This window comes from Pseudomonas sp. FP198 (assembly GCF_030687895.1).
Classification (GTDB): domain Bacteria; phylum Pseudomonadota; class Gammaproteobacteria; order Pseudomonadales; family Pseudomonadaceae; genus Aquipseudomonas.
Genome location: NZ_CP117452.1, coordinates 4,511,134 through 4,527,359, shown reverse-complemented (window position 1 = coordinate 4,527,359; position 16,226 = coordinate 4,511,134). Strand labels below are relative to the sequence as shown.

General features: G+C 62.7%; 13 protein-coding genes. 1 reads left to right on the top strand and 12 read right to left on the bottom strand.

The features are described from left to right. Positions 1 to 41: 41 nt before the first annotated feature. From PSH78_RS20640 to PSH78_RS20620, 5 genes are all read right to left on the bottom strand, one after another. Positions 42 to 1,229, bottom strand: a complete 1,188-nt coding sequence (locus PSH78_RS20640) for a cyanate transporter (RefSeq protein ID WP_305496389.1) — start codon at positions 1,227 to 1,229, stop codon at positions 42 to 44. Between the two features lie 274 nt (positions 1,230 to 1,503). Further along, positions 1,504 to 2,364: a copper homeostasis membrane protein CopD gene (gene copD / locus PSH78_RS20635; RefSeq protein WP_305501339.1), complete on the bottom strand. Its 861-nt coding sequence runs from the start codon at positions 2,362 to 2,364 to the stop codon at positions 1,504 to 1,506. Between the two features lie 55 nt (positions 2,365 to 2,419). Then, complete coding sequence (gene copC, locus PSH78_RS20630) at positions 2,420 to 2,806, bottom strand: copper homeostasis periplasmic binding protein CopC (RefSeq protein ID WP_305496387.1); 387 nt, start codon at positions 2,804 to 2,806, stop codon at positions 2,420 to 2,422. Positions 2,807 to 2,859: 53 nt separating this feature from the next. Then, a complete protein-coding gene (locus PSH78_RS20625; protein WP_305496385.1) occupies positions 2,860 to 3,762 on the bottom strand; it encodes a copper resistance protein B in 903 nt (300 codons plus the stop codon). Between the two features lie 10 nt (positions 3,763 to 3,772). After that, positions 3,773 to 5,515, bottom strand: coding sequence for a copper resistance system multicopper oxidase (locus tag PSH78_RS20620; RefSeq protein ID WP_305496383.1), 1,743 nt, complete (start codon positions 5,513 to 5,515; stop codon positions 3,773 to 3,775). A 316-nt stretch (positions 5,516 to 5,831) separates the two neighbouring features. Here PSH78_RS20620 and nadA point away from each other — a divergent pair, with 316 nt between their 5' ends. Further along, on the top strand, positions 5,832 to 6,890 hold the full coding sequence (gene nadA, locus PSH78_RS20615) for a quinolinate synthase NadA (protein ID WP_305496382.1): 1,059 nt from the start codon (positions 5,832 to 5,834) through the stop codon (positions 6,888 to 6,890). A 176-nt stretch (positions 6,891 to 7,066) separates the two neighbouring features. Here nadA and PSH78_RS20610 read toward each other — a convergent pair whose 3' ends face one another. The 7 genes from PSH78_RS20610 to PSH78_RS20580 form a co-directional block, all read right to left on the bottom strand. After that, a complete protein-coding gene (locus PSH78_RS20610; RefSeq protein ID WP_305496381.1) occupies positions 7,067 to 7,555 on the bottom strand; it encodes an RDD family protein in 489 nt (162 codons plus the stop codon). Between the two features lie 94 nt (positions 7,556 to 7,649). Beyond that, positions 7,650 to 7,862 (bottom strand): cold-shock protein, encoded by a 213-nt coding sequence (locus PSH78_RS20605; protein WP_003365337.1) that lies wholly within the window; start codon positions 7,860 to 7,862, stop codon positions 7,650 to 7,652. A 392-nt stretch (positions 7,863 to 8,254) separates the two neighbouring features. Next, positions 8,255 to 9,379: a glycine cleavage system aminomethyltransferase GcvT gene (gene gcvT / locus PSH78_RS20600; protein ID WP_305496380.1), complete on the bottom strand. Its 1,125-nt coding sequence runs from the start codon at positions 9,377 to 9,379 to the stop codon at positions 8,255 to 8,257. Positions 9,380 to 9,410: 31 nt separating this feature from the next. Then, positions 9,411 to 10,787, bottom strand: coding sequence for an L-serine ammonia-lyase (locus tag PSH78_RS20595; RefSeq protein WP_305496378.1), 1,377 nt, complete (start codon positions 10,785 to 10,787; stop codon positions 9,411 to 9,413). A 129-nt stretch (positions 10,788 to 10,916) separates the two neighbouring features. Continuing rightward, entirely contained in the window at positions 10,917 to 13,766 is a 2,850-nt protein-coding gene (gcvP, locus tag PSH78_RS20590) for an aminomethyl-transferring glycine dehydrogenase (RefSeq protein ID WP_305496376.1), read from the bottom strand. A gap of 11 nt (positions 13,767 to 13,777) precedes the next feature. Beyond that, positions 13,778 to 14,161 carry a glycine cleavage system protein GcvH gene (gene gcvH, locus PSH78_RS20585; protein WP_305496375.1) on the bottom strand — a complete coding sequence of 128 codons (384 nt, stop codon included), beginning with the start codon at positions 14,159 to 14,161 and terminating at the stop codon, positions 13,778 to 13,780. A gap of 439 nt (positions 14,162 to 14,600) precedes the next feature. Further along, positions 14,601 to 16,109, bottom strand: coding sequence for a sigma-54-dependent transcriptional regulator (locus tag PSH78_RS20580; protein ID WP_305496374.1), 1,509 nt, complete (start codon positions 16,107 to 16,109; stop codon positions 14,601 to 14,603). Positions 16,110 to 16,226: the final 117 nt, after the last annotated feature.

Here is a 16,226-nt window from a genome sequence, read left to right as displayed (position 1 = left end):
AGAGCTAAAGCTTCGGCCTATAAATCTCCTACCTGAAATCGTTAGCGGATGTGCTTTGCGTAATGTTTCGGGTCCAGGCGCACTACCATGACCATCATCAGCGCAGTGACCGCCACGAGCGACCACCAGGCCCATTCGAAGCTCCCCAGTCGGTCGCGGATCATCCCGGCAATCAGCGGCGACAGCCCGGCGATGAGGTAGCCGATGCCCTGCACGAATGCAGTGAGCCCCCCGGCGCGGCGTGGGTTGTCCAGATGATCGAGGGAGACGATCAGGCTCATGGGGAACAGCCCGCCGATACCCAGCCCCAACAGGCTCGGCCATAACAGGCTGAGGCGCTCCGGATTGAGAATCAGGCCGCAGAAGCCGGCCATGATCATGACCAGCAGAACGATCAGGATTTTACGTTTGTCCTGCCTGCGGTTGGCGATCGCCGGAGTGATGAGGCCGGACAACACCTCCATCGTCGTGAGAAATCCCAGCAGCAGGCCGGCGTGCTGTTCGCTCCAGCCTTTTTCCACGTAATACGGTGCCAGCCAGGCCAGTACGCAGGTATAGGAGGCGGTGCCCAAGCCAAAAAAAATCGCCAGCAGCCAGGCCCGGGCGTTGCCGGAAAACGCTTGGTGGCGCCGGGATGCGGCTTCGGGCAGGGGCGTGACGCTCGAGCGTTGGGCGCACCAGCAGCCCAAGGCGACCAGCGCCAGCAAGGCCCAGATCGCCAGGCCGATTCGCCAACTGCCGGTCTGCGCCAGGACAAAGGGTGAAAACGAGGCGGCAAGCGCCGCGCCGGCCATGATTGAGGTGACGTACAAGCCCATCAGCAGCGAGACGCTGTCGGCGAAGCGCGCCTTGATCAGTGCTGGCATCACGGCCTGGATCAAGGCGATTCCGAGCCCGGCCACCACCGCGCTGGTGACCAAGCCGGCGGCGCTGTCCAGATACAAGCGCGATGCCGTGGCGATACCAATGATCAGCAGCGACAGGACGACGGTACGGTGTTCACCGATGCGCAGGGCGATGCGCATGCCCAGGAACATCGCCACGCCCATCGCCATGACAGGCAGCATGGTCAGCAGTGAAGCGCTGCTGAAACTCAGGGGCACCTCGCCGCGAATGGCTGATAGCAGCGGCCCGACCGCGGCCATCGAGGGCCGCAGGTTCAGCGCTACGAGCACGATGCTGACCATCAGCCAGACGGCGCGGGTGCTCAAGATCTGGATGTTTTCCATGACGGGGCCTTGGCTGGATAAGGCTCCATTTAGGCCAGGGCGCCTTGCCATGAGCAAACTGAAAAATGGCAGGGGCTATTGGAAAATCAAATGCGATATCAAATCGATGAAGGTGCGGCGCATTTGTGGCGAGGGGATTTATCCCCGCTGGGCTGCGAAGCAGACCTGAAAAGCAAGCATGCGATTTTATTGGATACACCGGTGCTCAGGCTTGGGGGTCGCTTCGCAACCCAGCGGGGATAAATCCCCTCGCCACAATGTAGTGAGTATCCAGCTATTCCATCCCCGGGCTTAACGTCCCCAACCACGCCACCAGTCCCAGGATGATCACCGCCACACCAAGCTCCAGCAGCATGCTGCGTCGCAACGCTTCCACCGCGACGTCGTGCTCGCCGGTCTGTCGAGCCTGTTCCAGCAGCGGGCCCAGGTGAAAACGGTTCAGCGCGGCGAACCCCAGCATGGCCAGGAACAGGCCGAGTTTCAGCACCAGCAGCTGACCATAGGTGCTGTCGAGCAGCCCCGCGACGTTCGGGCCGACGATGAACAGATAATTGGCGACTCCTGTCACAGCGATGACTGCCACGATCACCGCACCGGCCGTGGCAAATCCGCTCAAGGTCCGGACCAGCACCGCCAATTGAGGTTCGGCCTGCCGGAGCAACAGGACAAAGGCGGCCAAGGCACCGACCCATCCACCCGCTGCCCACAGGTGCAGGAAGTCGCTGATGAAATGCCAGCTCCGGCGTGCGCCTTCGTCCATGGCGCCGTGCCCCGCCCAGGCCAGCGTCGCCAGAGCCACGGCTCCGCCCAGCATGGCCAGAACCAGGCTGACGGTTGGCGAGCGGCTATCAAGCGTCACGGCGAAGCCGGCCAGCAACAACGCCGCCATGCGCAGCGTCCAGCTCAGACCGACATCGGTTTCCAGCACCATCATTTCGAAGTGCGGCCGCAGCTCCGCCCACTCCGAAGCTCCGCTCATGGCCCAGGTCATGCACGCCATGGCGCCCAGGGAGAGCAACATCCCAAGCACGGCCGTGGTCGCCAGCAACGACGCGAAAGGCAACACCGCGCCTGACGCCCGCTCCTGACCTCGCAGGCTGTAAAGGCCAAACGCAGCCAGGCCGAACAGCAACATCAGATCCAGGTAGAGGGCAAAGCGCAGCGCGATGTTGATCGAGTCGCTCGTCAACTCACTTCACCTTGAACGTGATATTGCCGGTGATCGGGTGCGTGTCTGACGATACCGCGCGCCACTGCACCTGGTAGGTGCCGGCGGTGAGAGGTGCATGGGGAGTAATGACCATGGTTTTCGGATCATCGCTGCCGGAAACCTTGGCCGGCATGGGCATGGGGGCGTGCGCCGACATGCCGGGCATCCCGGTCATCATCAGCTTGGCGCCGGAAAATTTTGTCAAAAGATTCTCGGAAAAATGCAGCTCGATCTTCGTCGGCGCTGCCCCTTCAGCGCCTTCGGCGGGGGTGGAGGACAGCAGTTTCGGATGGGCCTGGGCCAGGCCGCTGGCGAACAGGCCGGTGGACAGCGCGGCGGCCATGACAGCGGTTTTGATGAATGACATGCAAGGACTCCTACAGCTTGTTTTCCAGTGATTGATGGAGCAGGGCCGATGCCTCAGAACCACAGGCGCACACCCACTACCAGGCGTGCCTCGCTGCGGTCTTCACCTTCGTCCCGGGCGTAGTCGGCGGTGTTGCCGTAGACGCGGTTCCAGGTCACGCCAACGTAGGGGGCGAACTCGCGGCGGATTTCGTAGCGCAGCCGCAGCCCCACTTCGGTGTCGGACAACCCCGAGCCGACGCCCCGGTCCGGGTCGTTCTTGCCGTAGAAGTTGGCTTCGGCGGTGGGCTGCAGAATCAGCCGATTGGTCAGCAGGATGTCGTAGTCGCCCTCCAGGCGCGCCGCGCTCTGGCCATCTTCACCGATGAAGGCGGTGGCCTCCGCTTCGAAGTTGTACAGCGCCATGCCTTGTACGCCGAATGCTGCCCAGGTCTGTGAGTCACCTGGCTTGAAGTCCTGGCGCACGCCGGCCACCACATCCCACCAAGGGCTGATGGCATGGCCCCAGAGGGCCTGGAATTCGGCTTCTTCGGTCTTGCCATGGGTGCGCTCGCCTTCGGAGCGCAGCCACAAGCGGTCGATGTCGCCGCCGATCCAGCCGGAGGCATCCCAGCTAAGGGCGCTGCCGTGATCGGCGTCTTGCCACTCCAACTGGTCGATCAGGAAGAACGAGTTGATGGCGCTGTCATGCACCGCATGGCCACCGTGGTCTTCATAGACGGCGGCGCGGTCAGCGGCGGTCAGTTCGGGAATCGGTGTGCGGCTGCGGGTGGGCGCGGCCTGCATGGAATCCATGCCCTGCATCGAGTCCATGCCTTGCATCTGGCTGTGGTCTATTGCCGGCATCTGGCTGTGATCCATGCCTTGCATCGTGTCGCTTGCTGCCCAGGCTGACAGGCTGGTGCCGAGGGCAAGCACAGCCACGGGCAGGGTGGGGGATTTAAACAGGCTGATCATGGTCGGCTCCTCATTCCTGCACCCGGACTTCGCGGAACATGCCCATTTCCATATGAAACAGCAGGTGGCAGTGATAGGCCCAGCGGCCAAGCGCGTCGGCGGTCACTCGATAGCTGCGCCTGGAACCGGGCGGTACGTCGATGGTGTGCTTGCGCACCATGAACTGGCCGTTTTCGTCTTCCAGGTCGCTCCACATGCCGTGCAGGTGGATGGGGTGGGTCATCATGGTGTCGTTGATCAACACGATGCGCAGGCGCTCGCCGTACTTGAGCAGCAGCGGCGCGGCGTCGCTGAATTTCACGCCGTTGAACGACCAGACGAATTTTTCCATGTGCCCGGTCAGGTGCAGCTCGATCGTGCGGCCCGGCTCGCGGCCGTCGGGGTCGCCAAAGGTGCTGCGCAGGTCCGCGTAGGTCAGCACTTTGCGGCCATTGTCGCGCAGGCCCATGCCTGGGTCGTCGAGCTTGGGCTTGACGCTCATGGCCTGCATGTCCACCAACGGATTGTCGTTCTCCGTTTCGGGATGGGTTTGCATCCCGCCCATACCTGGCAGGGTGCCGTGGTCCATGCCGCTCATGTCATCCATGCCCTGCATCTGGCTGTGGTCCATGCCCTGCATCGATCCGTGGTCCATGCCGGCCATGCCCATGTCGTCCATGGTCACCAGCGGCCGAGGGTCCAGGGGCGGCACCGGCGCCGCCAACCCGGCCCGGGTCGCGAGGGTGCCGCGGGCGTAGCCGGTGCGGTCCATGGACTGGGCGAACAGGGTGTGGGCTTGCTGCGTCGGCTCGATGATGACGTCGTAGGTTTCCGCCACGGCGATTCGGAACTCATCGACACTCACCGGTTTGACGTACTGGCCATCAGAGGCCACGACGGTCATTTTCAGGCCGGGGATACGCACGTCGAAATAGGTCATCGACGAGCCATTGATGAAACGCAAGCGGATGGGCTCACCCGGCTTGAACAGGCCGGTCCAGTTCATGTCCGGTGTCTGGCCGTTCATGAGATAGGTGTAGGTGGCGCCACTGACGTCGGCGAGGTCGGTGGGATTCATCTTCATCTGCGCCCACATCTTGCGATCGGCCACGGTGGCGGCCCAACCGTTCTTGCCCACGTCATCGATGAAGTCGCCGACCGTGCGTTTGTTGTAGTTGTAGTAGTCCGACTGCTTCTTCAGCTTGCGGATGATTTGGTTGGGGTCTTCATCGCTCCAGTCGGTGAGCATGACTACGTAGTCCCGCTCGTACTGGAACGGCTCGGGTTCCCTGGCGTCGATGACCAGCGGGCCATAGACCCCGGATTGTTCCTGGAAACCGGAATGGCTGTGGTACCAGTAGGTGCCGTTCTGCCGGACCTTGAACTGGTAGACATACAGGCCGCCGGGCTCGATGCCTTTGAAGCTCAGCCCGGGGACGCCGTCCATGTTGGCCGGCAGGAGGATGCCGTGCCAATGGATCGAAGTGCTGTCTTGCAGGCGATTGCGTACGCGCAAGGTCACGGTGTCGCCCTCCCGCCAGCGCAGCAACGGCCCGGGAATACCGCCGTTGATGGTCTGGGCGGTGCGCGGGTTGCCGGTGAAATTGACCGGGCTTTCGCCGATGAACAGGTCGAACTCGGTGCCGCTCAGTACGTTGGGCTGGCCCGGGCTGGCAATCGCCCAGACGGGCGAGCGCCACAAGCCCAGGCCACCAAGGATGCCGCCGGCAGTCAGGCCCTTGACGAAGGTTCGCCGGGAAGTTTTCGCTTGCATGACGTTTGAAAATCCATCGCTCGATTCAAAGCAGGCACAGGAGCAGGCCTCTGTGCGGGTTGAAAAGAAGATGACACAGCCGGACGCGGCGGGTGATTACATTTCAGTCAGCTTGGCACCACGGCAGAACCGGTGCGTTCCTGTGGCCGGGCACAGGTCAGAATGATCTTTTGCAACGGCGGGATATTCTGTAGCCTTGCCGGCTTCATGCTGTCCCGTGCCTGATTGATACCCACTTTCCCGGCGGTACCCGAGTGGTCCGGAGCCGGGTGTATACTCGACTTTCGCGCAAAACGCGCCCATAGGTCTTGCGAACATGACGCAGATTTCCGAACGCCTTCTGGTCCAGGCCCACCTCGATGCCAAGCAGCCCAAGCCGCTGACGGCCGAGCAAGAAGCCTGGTACCGCGCCGCCATCGCCGCCGAGCTCAAGGCTCAGGACGCGGTGCTGGTTGCGCATTTCTACTGTGACCCGATCATCCAGGCCCTGGCCGAGGAGACCGGGGGCTGTGTTTCCGACTCCCTGGAAATGGCCCGCTTCGGCAACGCCCATCCGGCCAAGACCGTGGTGGTGGCGGGGGTCAAGTTCATGGGCGAGACCGCGAAGATCCTCAACCCCGAAAAACGCGTGCTGATGCCGACCCTGGAAGCCACCTGCTCCCTGGACCTGGGCTGCCCGGTGGATGAGTTCTCGGCGTTCTGCGACCAGCATCCGGAGCGCACCGTGGTGGTCTACGCCAACACTTCGGCGGCGGTAAAGGCCCGGGCCGACTGGGTCGTGACGTCCAGCTGCGCACTGGAGATCGTCGAGAGCCTGATGGACAACGGCGAGACGATCATCTGGGGTCCGGACAAGCACCTGGGCACCTACATCCAGCGCAAGACCGGCGCCGACATGCTGCTCTGGGACGGTGCCTGCATCGTCCACGAGGAGTTCAAGTCCAAGCAACTGGAAGACATGAAGGCGCTGTACCCGGACGCCGCGATCCTGGTGCACCCGGAGTCGCCGACCTCGGTGATCGAGCTGGCGGATGCCGTGGGCTCCACCAGTCAGTTGATCGCTGCGGCGCAGAGCTTGCCAAACAAGACGCTGATCGTCGCCACCGACCGCGGCATCTTCTACAAGATGCAGCAGCTGTGCCCCGACAAAGTCTTCATCGAAGCCCCCACCGCCGGCAACGGCGCGGCGTGCCGCAGTTGCGCACATTGCCCGTGGATGGCGATGAACACCCTGGAGCGCACCCTCCAGGCGTTGAAGGACGGCAGCAACGAGATCTTCGTCGACCCGGCCTTGATCCCCCAGGCGATCCGCCCGCTCAAGCGCATGCTGGACTTCACCCAGGCAGCGCGGATGAAATTGGCGGGGAATGCTTGAAGCTGAAGAAGCTTGTGAGGCTTTCTGTGGCGAGGGGATTTATCCCCGCTGGGCTGCGAAGCGGCCCTAAAACCTGACACCACGGAGTGCCAGAATGAACGGATGGGGGCCGCTTCGCGACCCAGCGGGGATAAATCCCCTCACCACACTTTATTTCAACCATTCATTGAGTATGCCTATTTGGTTTTCTTGGGAATCCGCACCAGCTGCGTATCCGAGTAGATGTCATGCCAGCCGCGCTTGCGCTTGTCGAACAGCGCCCAGATAAAGCCCAGCCCCAGCAGCAGCAACGACGCAATCGACACCACGAACCGCAACAGCGCCTGCCACAGGCTGATGGCCGTGCCGTCGGCATTCTGCACACGAATACACCAGACCTGCATACCCAGGGTCTGGCCGTTATGGGTCCAGAACTTGGCGAAGAAACCGAACAGCACGAAGAGCAACACGGTGGACAGCAGCGGGTCACCGTCCAGCGCGCCGGCGTCGGTGAGGGTGCGCATCTTTTCTTCGCCGATGATCGCCATCTGGATCATCTTGTAGACGCCACCGGTCACGATCAGCAGCGCCGTGCACAGCAGGAAGTCATAAAACATCGCTGCCAGGCGACGGCCCAGGCCGACGGGGGGGAAGTCGCCCTGGGGAGTGAGCAGGTGTTTCGGCATGACGGCCTCGGCTGAAAAAAGAAGCCATTTTACGGATTTGCGCCCATAAAAAAGCCCCTGATATCAATCAGGGGCTTTTTAGTTTGCGCAAGCCTCAGCCTTCGGCTTGAACCTCGTCAGCCTGCATGCCTTTCTGGCCTTGCACGGCAACGAAAGTGACTTTCTGGCCTTCTTTCAGGCTCTTGAAGCCGTTGCCCTGGATGGCGCGGAAATGCACGAACAGATCCGGACCGCTTTCAGGGGTGATGAAACCAAAACCTTTTTCGTCGTTGAACCACTTGACGGTACCGCTCTGACGTTCAGCCATTTTCTTATTTCCTTGACGCTAAATTAATGACAGCCTCTTTCCAGGCGAAAGAGTACTGGGGCTGGGTTGCAGGAAAGTAAGATGACGTCGAACGGGATGTAGCTAACTTCGTAGGCTACTGCCCAGGTCACGATCCAAGCGACCCATGCAAACACAGTGACGAAACTCTACGCCAACTTCCAAGGAAAAAACAACCCCCCTCAAGGGCCCGGATTTGCTCAGCTTGCTGGCGATTTAGATGTTTCGCTGGGGAAGGCTTATTCGAAAGGCTAGTCCAATAGTTCCGCGACGTTATAAGCCCGCGTGAATATCAAACATGCACCTTTTTATGGCGGTTGCGTTACACATTAGTGCACGTTTAACGCAACCGCGTTACTTATAGAAACAGCCAATCAACCACGGTAGTAGCGCTGTGCAACAAATGGCATTTTGCTTACAAGCATGGGCACCTTTTTCCCACGCACAATGGCCCAGACCGGTGTATCCAATGCCACGTAGGCGCTGTCCAGATAGCCCATCGCCAACGGACCGCCCAGCGTCGGGCCAAAACCGCCGCTGCATACGGTGCCGATGTTCTCGCCAGCTTCGTTGACGATCTCCGCGCCTTCGCGCACCGGTGTGCGTTCCTGGGGCAGCAGGCCGACGCGTTTGCGGCTGACGCCGCTCTGTTGTTGAGCGAAGATGGCCTCAGCCCCGGGGAACCCACCGGCGCGGGCACCGTCGGCACGGCGCACTTTGGAAATGGCCCAGAGCAGGCTGGCTTCGATCGGCGTGGTCGCGGTGTTCATGTCGTGGCCGTAAAGGCACAGGCCGGCCTCCAGGCGCAGGGAGTCGCGGGCACCGAGGCCAATGGCCGCGACTTCCGGTTCGGCCAGCAGGGCGCGGGCGAGTTTCTCTGCGTCGGCGGCCGGCACGGAAATCTCGAAACCGTCTTCGCCGGTGTAGCCCGAACGGCTGACAAAACAATCCACGCCCAGCAGCGTGACGCGCTGGAACTGCATGAAGGTCATCTTCGCCACGTCCGGTGCCAGGCGCGCGAGTACGCTGACGGCGGCCGGGCCTTGCAGGGCGAGCAGGGCGCGGGCTTCGAACAGCGGTTCGATGTTGCACCGGTCGCCGATTTTCGCTTGCAGGTGAGCCAGGTCCTGATGCTTGCAGGCGGCGTTGACCACCAGGATCAGTTCGTCATTGCCCAGGTTGGCGACCATCAGGTCGTCAAGGATGCCGCCGTTCTCGTTGGTGAACATGGCGTAGCGCTGCATGCCCACCGGCAGGTCGATGATGTCCACCGGCACCAGTGTCTCCAGGGCTTTGGCGGAATCGGGGCCGGTCAGGCGGATCTGGCCCATGTGGGACACATCGAACAGCCCGGCCTGATCACGGGTGTGCTGGTGTTCTTTCATGACGCCTAGCGGGTATTGCACGGGCATGTCGTAGCCGGCAAATGGCACCATGCGCGCGCCCAGCTCAAGGTGCAGCGCGTGCAGCGGGGTTTTCAACAATTGTTCGGTGGACATATCAGCTCCTGGAAAATGAAGGTGGCGCGTATCAGCATTCGATGATGTTGACCGCCAGACCGCCGCGGGCGGTCTCCTTGTATTTGCTTTTCATGTCGGCGCCGGTCTGGCGCATGGTGCGGATGACTTTGTCGAGGGAGACGAAGTGATGCCCGTCGCCGCGCATGGCCATGCGCACCGCGTTGATGGCTTTCACCGAGCCCATGGCGTTGCGTTCGATGCAGGGCACCTGGACGAGGCCGCCAATGGGGTCGCAGGTCAGGCCGAGGTTGTGTTCCATGCCGATTTCGGCGGCGTTCTCCACTTGTTGCACCGTGCCGCCCAAGACTTCGCACAGTGCGCCGGCCGCCATGGAACAGGCCACGCCGACTTCGCCCTGGCAGCCGACTTCGGCGCCGGAGATAGAAGCGTTTTCCTTGTAGAGGATGCCGATGGCGGCAGCCGTCAGCAGGAACCGCACCACGCCATCCTCGTTGGCCCCGGGAATGAAGCGCATGTAGTAATGCAGTACGGCCGGAACGATGCCTGCCGCGCCGTTGGTAGGTGCGGTGACAACGCGACCGCCATAGGCATTTTCTTCATTGACGGCCAAGGCATACAGGTTGACCCAGTCCAGCACCGACAACGGATCACGTAATGCCGCTTCGGGGTTCTTGCACAGTTGGCGATGCAGCGCGGCAGCCCGTCGCTTGACCTTCAGCCCGCCCGGCAGGATCCCTTCATTGCGACAGCCGGCCGCCACGCAATCCTGCATGACCTGCCAGATCTTCAGCAGGCCGGCGCGGGTTTCGGCTTCGGGGCGCCAGGCACTTTCGTTGGTCAGCATCACCTGGCTGATGGACAGGCCGTAGGTGGTGCAGTGGGCGAGCAGGTCTTTGGCGCTCTTGAACGGGAAGGTCAGCGGTGTTGCATCCTCGACGATACGGTCGGCACCGGCGGCGCCTTCGTCGACCACAAAACCGCCACCCACCGAGTAGTACTCGCGGCTGCGCACCTGCAGCCCGGCGGCGTCGAAGGCGCGGAAGATCATGCCGTTGGGGTGGAAGGCCAACGGTTTGCGAATCATCGCCAGGTGCAGTTTTTCGTTGAATTCGATGGGGTGTTCGCCGAGCAGGTTCAGGCGACCGCTGCTGCGAATCTCCTGGAGCCGGGCGGTGACCGTTTCGGTGTCCACCGTATCCGGGTGCTCGCCTTCCAGGCCCAGCAGCACGGCCTTGTCACTGCCGTGGCCCTTGCCGGTGGCACCGAGGGAGCCGTAGAGCTCGACTTTGACGCTGGCAGTGGTCTTGAGCAGGTCATCACGGCGCAGCCCTTCGGCGAACCGGGCCGCGGCACGCATCGGGCCAACCGTGTGGGAGCTGGAAGGGCCGATGCCGATCTTGAACAGGTCGAACACGCTTAACGACATGGTGTTTCTCCGGTTTCTTTTTATGGGATCGACGGTTACAAGGTTTGAAAACTGATTCCCTGTGGGAGCGAGCCTGCTCGCTCCCACAAGGGAAGTTCGGAGGACGGATGGACCGTCCCCCTTCACAGATCAAGCGTAGCTTTCGATCGACGGGCAGGCGCAGACCAGGTTGCGGTCGCCGAACACGTTGTCGACCCGGCCCACGGGCGGCCAGTACTTGCCTTCGATCAACGACGCCACCGGGTACACGGCCTGTTCGCGGCTGTACGGGTGGGTCCACTCGCCGACGAGTTCCGCCGCGGTGTGCGGGGCGTTTTTCAGCGGGTTGTCGTCCTTGTCGAGGCTGCCGTTTTCCACCGCGCGGATTTCTTCGCGGATGCAGATCATCGCGTCGCAGAAGCGGTCCAGCTCTTCCTTGGATTCGCTTTCGGTCGGCTCGATCATCAATGTGCCGGCCACCGGGAACGACATGGTCGGGGCGTGGAAGCCGAAGTCGATCAGGCGCTTGGCGACGTCATCGACGCTGATGCCGCTGCTGTCCTTGAGCGGACGCAAATCGAGGATGCATTCGTGGGCTACCAGGCCGTTGCTGCCGGAGTAGAGCACCGGGTAGTGCTCTTCCAGGCGACGGGCGATGTAGTTGGCGTTGAGGATCGCCAGTTGCGAGGCGCGCTTGAGGCCGGCGCCGCCCATCATGCGGATGTACATCCAGGTGATCGGCAAAATGCTCGCACTGCCGAACGGCGCCGCGCACACCGCGCCTTCCTTGCGCTCCATGTTCGCATGGCCGGGCAGGAACGGTGCCAGGTGCGACTTGACGCCGATCGGGCCGACGCCCGGGCCGCCACCACCGTGGGGAATGCAGAAGGTCTTGTGCAGGTTCAGGTGCGACACGTCGCCGCCGAACTTGCCTGGGGCGCAGAGGCCGACCATGGCGTTCATGTTGGCGCCGTCGATGTACACCTGGCCGCCGTTGTCATGAATGATGCCGCAGATTTCGCGGATGCCTTCCTCGAACACGCCGTGGGTGGAGGGGTAGGTGATCATCAGCGCGGCGAGGTGTTCGCGGTGCTCGATGGCCTTGGCGCGCAGGTCTTCGATGTCGACGTTGCCACGGGCATCGCACGCGGTCACGACCACGCGCATGCCGGCCATGTTGGCGGTGGCCGGGTTGGTGCCGTGGGCGGAGGACGGGATCAGGCAGATGTCGCGACGGTCTTCGCCACGGCTCTGGTGGTAGGCGCGGATTGCCAGCAGGCCAGCGTATTCACCCTGGGAGCCGGCGTTGGGTTGCAGCGACACCGCGTCATAGCCGGTGGCGGCGCAGAGCATCGCTTCCAGCTCGTCGGTCAATTGCTGGTAGCCGGCGCTCTGCTCGGCCGGGGCGAACGGGTGCAGGGCGCCGAATTCGGCCCAGGTCACCGGGATCATTTCGCTGGCGGCGTTGAGTTTCATGGTGCAGGAACCCAGCGGGATCATGGTGCGATCCAGGGCCAGGTCTTTGTCGGCGAGCTTGCGCAGGTAGCGCATCAGCTCGGTTTCGGAATGGTAGCGGTTGAACACCGGGTGGCTGAGGATCGCCGATTGGCGCACCAGTTCGGCCGGGATGCGGCTTTGCACGCTGGCGGCGAGGGTGGCGAAGTCCGGCAGGGCCTTGCCGTCGGCCAACAGGCTCCATAATGCCTCGATATCAGCCTGGCTGGTGGTCTCGTCCAGGGACAGGCCCAGGCGTTCTGCATCCACCACGCGCAGGTTGATGCGCTGGGCGTGGGCCTTGTCGTGCAGGGCGGCAGTCTGTGCGCCGGTGTGCAGGGTCAGGGTGTCGAAGAAGCTCTCTTGCTCGACGCTCAGGCCCAGCGCGCCCAGGCCCTTGGCGAGGATCGCGGTCAGGTGGTGGATGCGGTTGGCAATCTGCACCAGGCCTTTGGGGCCGTGATACACAGCGTACATGCTGGCGATGTTGGCAAGCAGCACCTGGGCGGTGCAGATGTTGCTGGTGGCTTTCTCGCGGCGGATGTGTTGCTCGCGGGTCTGCATCGCCAGGCGCAGGGCCGGCTTGCCGAAACGGTCTACGGACACGCCGACCAGACGGCCCGGCATGTCGCGCTTGAACGCATCCTTGGTGGAGAAATACGCCGCATGCGGGCCGCCGAAACCCAGTGGCACGCCGAAGCGCTGGGCGCTGCCGATGGCCACGTCTGCACCGAATTCACCGGGAGCGGTCAGCAGCGTCAGGGCCAGCAGGTCAGCCGCGACGGCCACCAGGGCATTGGCGGCGTGGAAGCGTTCGGTCAGTTCGCGGTAGTCGAACAGGTCGCCGTTACTGGCCGGGTATTGCAGCAGCGCGCCGAAGAAGCCGCTGACGTCGCTCAGTTCGCGCTCGTCGCCCACCACCACGTCGATACCCAGGGGTTCGGCACGGGTGCGCAGCACGTCGAGGGTCTGCGGGTGGCAATGGCGAGAGGCGAAGAAGGCATTGCTGCCCTTGTTCTTGCTCAGGCGTTTGCAGAAGGTCATGGCTTCAGCGGCGGCGGTGGCTTCGTCGAGCAGCGAGGCGTTGGCGATCGGCAGGCCGGTGAGGTCGCTGATCAGGGTCTGGAAGTTCAGCAGCGCTTCGAGACGGCCCTGGGAAATTTCCGGCTGGTACGGGGTGTAAGCGGTGTACCAGGCCGGGTTTTCCAGCAGGTTGCGCAGGATCGGCGCCGGGGTGTGGCAGTTGTAGTAACCCTGGCCGATGTACGTCTTGAACAGTTGGTTCTTGCTGGCGATGGCCTTGATCGAGGCCAGTGCATCGGCCTCGCTCTGGCCGTCGCCCATGTCCAGCACGCTGGTGCCCTTGATGCTTTCCGGGATGACGCTGGCGCTCAGGGCTTCCAGGGAGTCGAAACCCAGGCGCTCGAGCATGGCTTGCTCGTCGCTGGCCCGAGGGCCGATATGACGGGCGATGAATTCGTTGGCGGTGCCGAGATTTACGGTCATGTCGTGGCTCCTCAGGCTTCGGCGTTGGCTTTGATCAGGCGATCGTAGGCGTCTTGATCCAACAGCTTAGCCACTGCGTCGGCGTCGGTCGGTTTAAAGCGGAAGAACCAGCCTTCGCCCAGCGGATCTTCGTTGACCAGTTCCGGGCTGTCGCCGAGCTTGTCGTTCACTTCAAGCACTTCACCGTCCAACGGCATGTACACACCGCTGGCGGCTTTTACCGATTCAACCGTGGAGGCTTCGTCGCCCTTGGCGTAGGCCTGCAATTCAGGCAGTTGCACAAAAACCACGTCGCCCAATGCGTTCTGCGCGAAGGCGGTAATGCCTACGGTGACGCTGCCGTCTGCTTCGGTGCGCAGCCATTCGTGATCTTCAGTAAAACGCAACTCGCTCATGGAAACTCCTGGGGCCAGATTTCGTCTGGTGGACGCGAAGAAAGGCGCGGGGCTTGGCCCGGCCGAATGGTTAAAGCCTTAGCAAGAACGTGGCCAATATATAAAATTCTTTATTTATCAATGGTTTGATGAAATGTCGCGCGGCGATAGCCTTTCGCGCTGTAGCGAAATCGCTACAGTGCCTGGGCCGGATAAAATCGTTATGGGATCAGAGCCTTACGCTGCGCACGCTGACGGCGCCTGTAGCGATATCGTTCCGCTGTAGCGCTTTCAGTACAGTAGAGGTCGTTTTTAGATGTGCCCGTCAGACCTTGTGGGAGCGAGCCTGCTCGCGAACGCGGTGTATCAGTCACATCAATGCTGACTGACATACTGCTTTCGCGAGCAGGCTCGCTCCCACATGGACATGTGTTCACAGGGGGGATGTGGTGTGGTGGGCCTATGGCTTGTTGGTGATGCCGTACTTGCGCAACCGATGGGCAATGGCCGTATGAGAAGTTTGCAAGCGGCTGGCGAGTTGACGGGTGGAGGGGTAGTTGGCGTACAACGATTCGAGCAATTGCTTCTCGAACGCTTCGACGGCTTGCTCCAGGCTTTCGACTTCCACGTCGCCCTGGCGCGCCACGGAGGTGCCGGCGATGTCGAGGTCGCCGATGTCCACCAGGCTGCTTTCGCAGATGGCGGCGGCGCGGAAGATCACGTTCTGCAGTTGCCGCACATTGCCCGGCCAGCGATTGCCCAGCAATGCCGGATACGTGCCGGGGGCCAACCGGCAGACCGGGCGCTGGATCTGCGCGCAGGCCTGCTGCATGAAATAACGCGCCAGCAGCAGGATGTCCTGGCCGCGTTCGCGCAGCGGCGGGACTTCGACGTTGAGCACGTTCAGGCGGTAGAACAAGTCTTCGCGGAACGAGCCTTCGCTGACCATTTTCTCCAGGTTGCGGTGGGTGGCGCTGAGGATCCGCACATTGACCTTGATCTCCCGATCGCCACCCACACGGCGAAAGCTGCCATCGTTGAGGAAACGCAGCAGCTTGGCTTGCAGGTACGGCGACATCTCGCCGATTTCATCGAGAAACACCGTGCCCTGGTTCGCCAGTTCCATCAGCCCCGGCTTGCCGCCGCGCTGGGCGCCGGTGAAGGCGCCGGGGGCATAGCCGAACAGTTCGCTTTCGGCGAGGTTCTCCGGCAGCGCGGCGCAGTTCAGGGCCAGGAATGGCGCGCCGTGGCGGGCGCTGATGGCGTGGCAGGCGCGGGCCACCAGTTCCTTGCCGGTGCCGGTCTCGCCCTGGATCAGCAGCGGCGCATCCAGGGCCGCGACGCGCTGGGCCCGGGCCTTGAGCGTGCGGATCGCCGGAGATTCGCCCAGCAGCGCATCGAAACCCTCGGCGTGGTCGTGATGCAGCGCCGACAGGCGTTCGCCGATGCGGTTCGGCTGATAAAGCGTCAGCAGCGCCCCGGCATCGGTGATGGGCGTGGCGTCCAGTAACAAGGTCTGGCCGTTGAGGGTGATTTCCCGCAGCGGCAGGCGAAAGCCGTTTTCCAGCAGGGCGTCCAGCAGCGCCGCGTCGCCGAACAGCTCGGCCACGCTTTCCCCGGCCGGTTCCCGACCGTACAAGGCGATCAGCGCGGGGTTGGCGAGCAGTACCTTGCCGGCGCTGTCGAGGGCCAGCACCGGGTCGGTCATGGCGGCGAGCAAGGCATCGAGCTGCAAATGCCGGCGTTGCCCCGGGAGAATGTCCACCACGGTGACCGCCTGCACGCCGCGCACGCTGAACAGTGCCTCGCGCAGCTCGTCGAGCACCTGCGGGCTGAGGGTCGGGGCGTCGATGTAGACGTTGGGCGGCACCATTTCCACCGCATCCAGGTTCAAATTGCGCCCGCCAAGCAAGGCCAGGACTTCCTGGGTAATGCCGACGCGGTCGATGAAACTGACGTGGATGCGCATGGGGCGGTTTCGGGTTCTGGGTTACGAAGGGTGGCAAGTATGCCTTGGGCCGGGGTTTTGGTGAAATCCCGGTCATGCGTCGATTTCCATTGTGGGAGCGAGCCTGCTCGCGAAAGC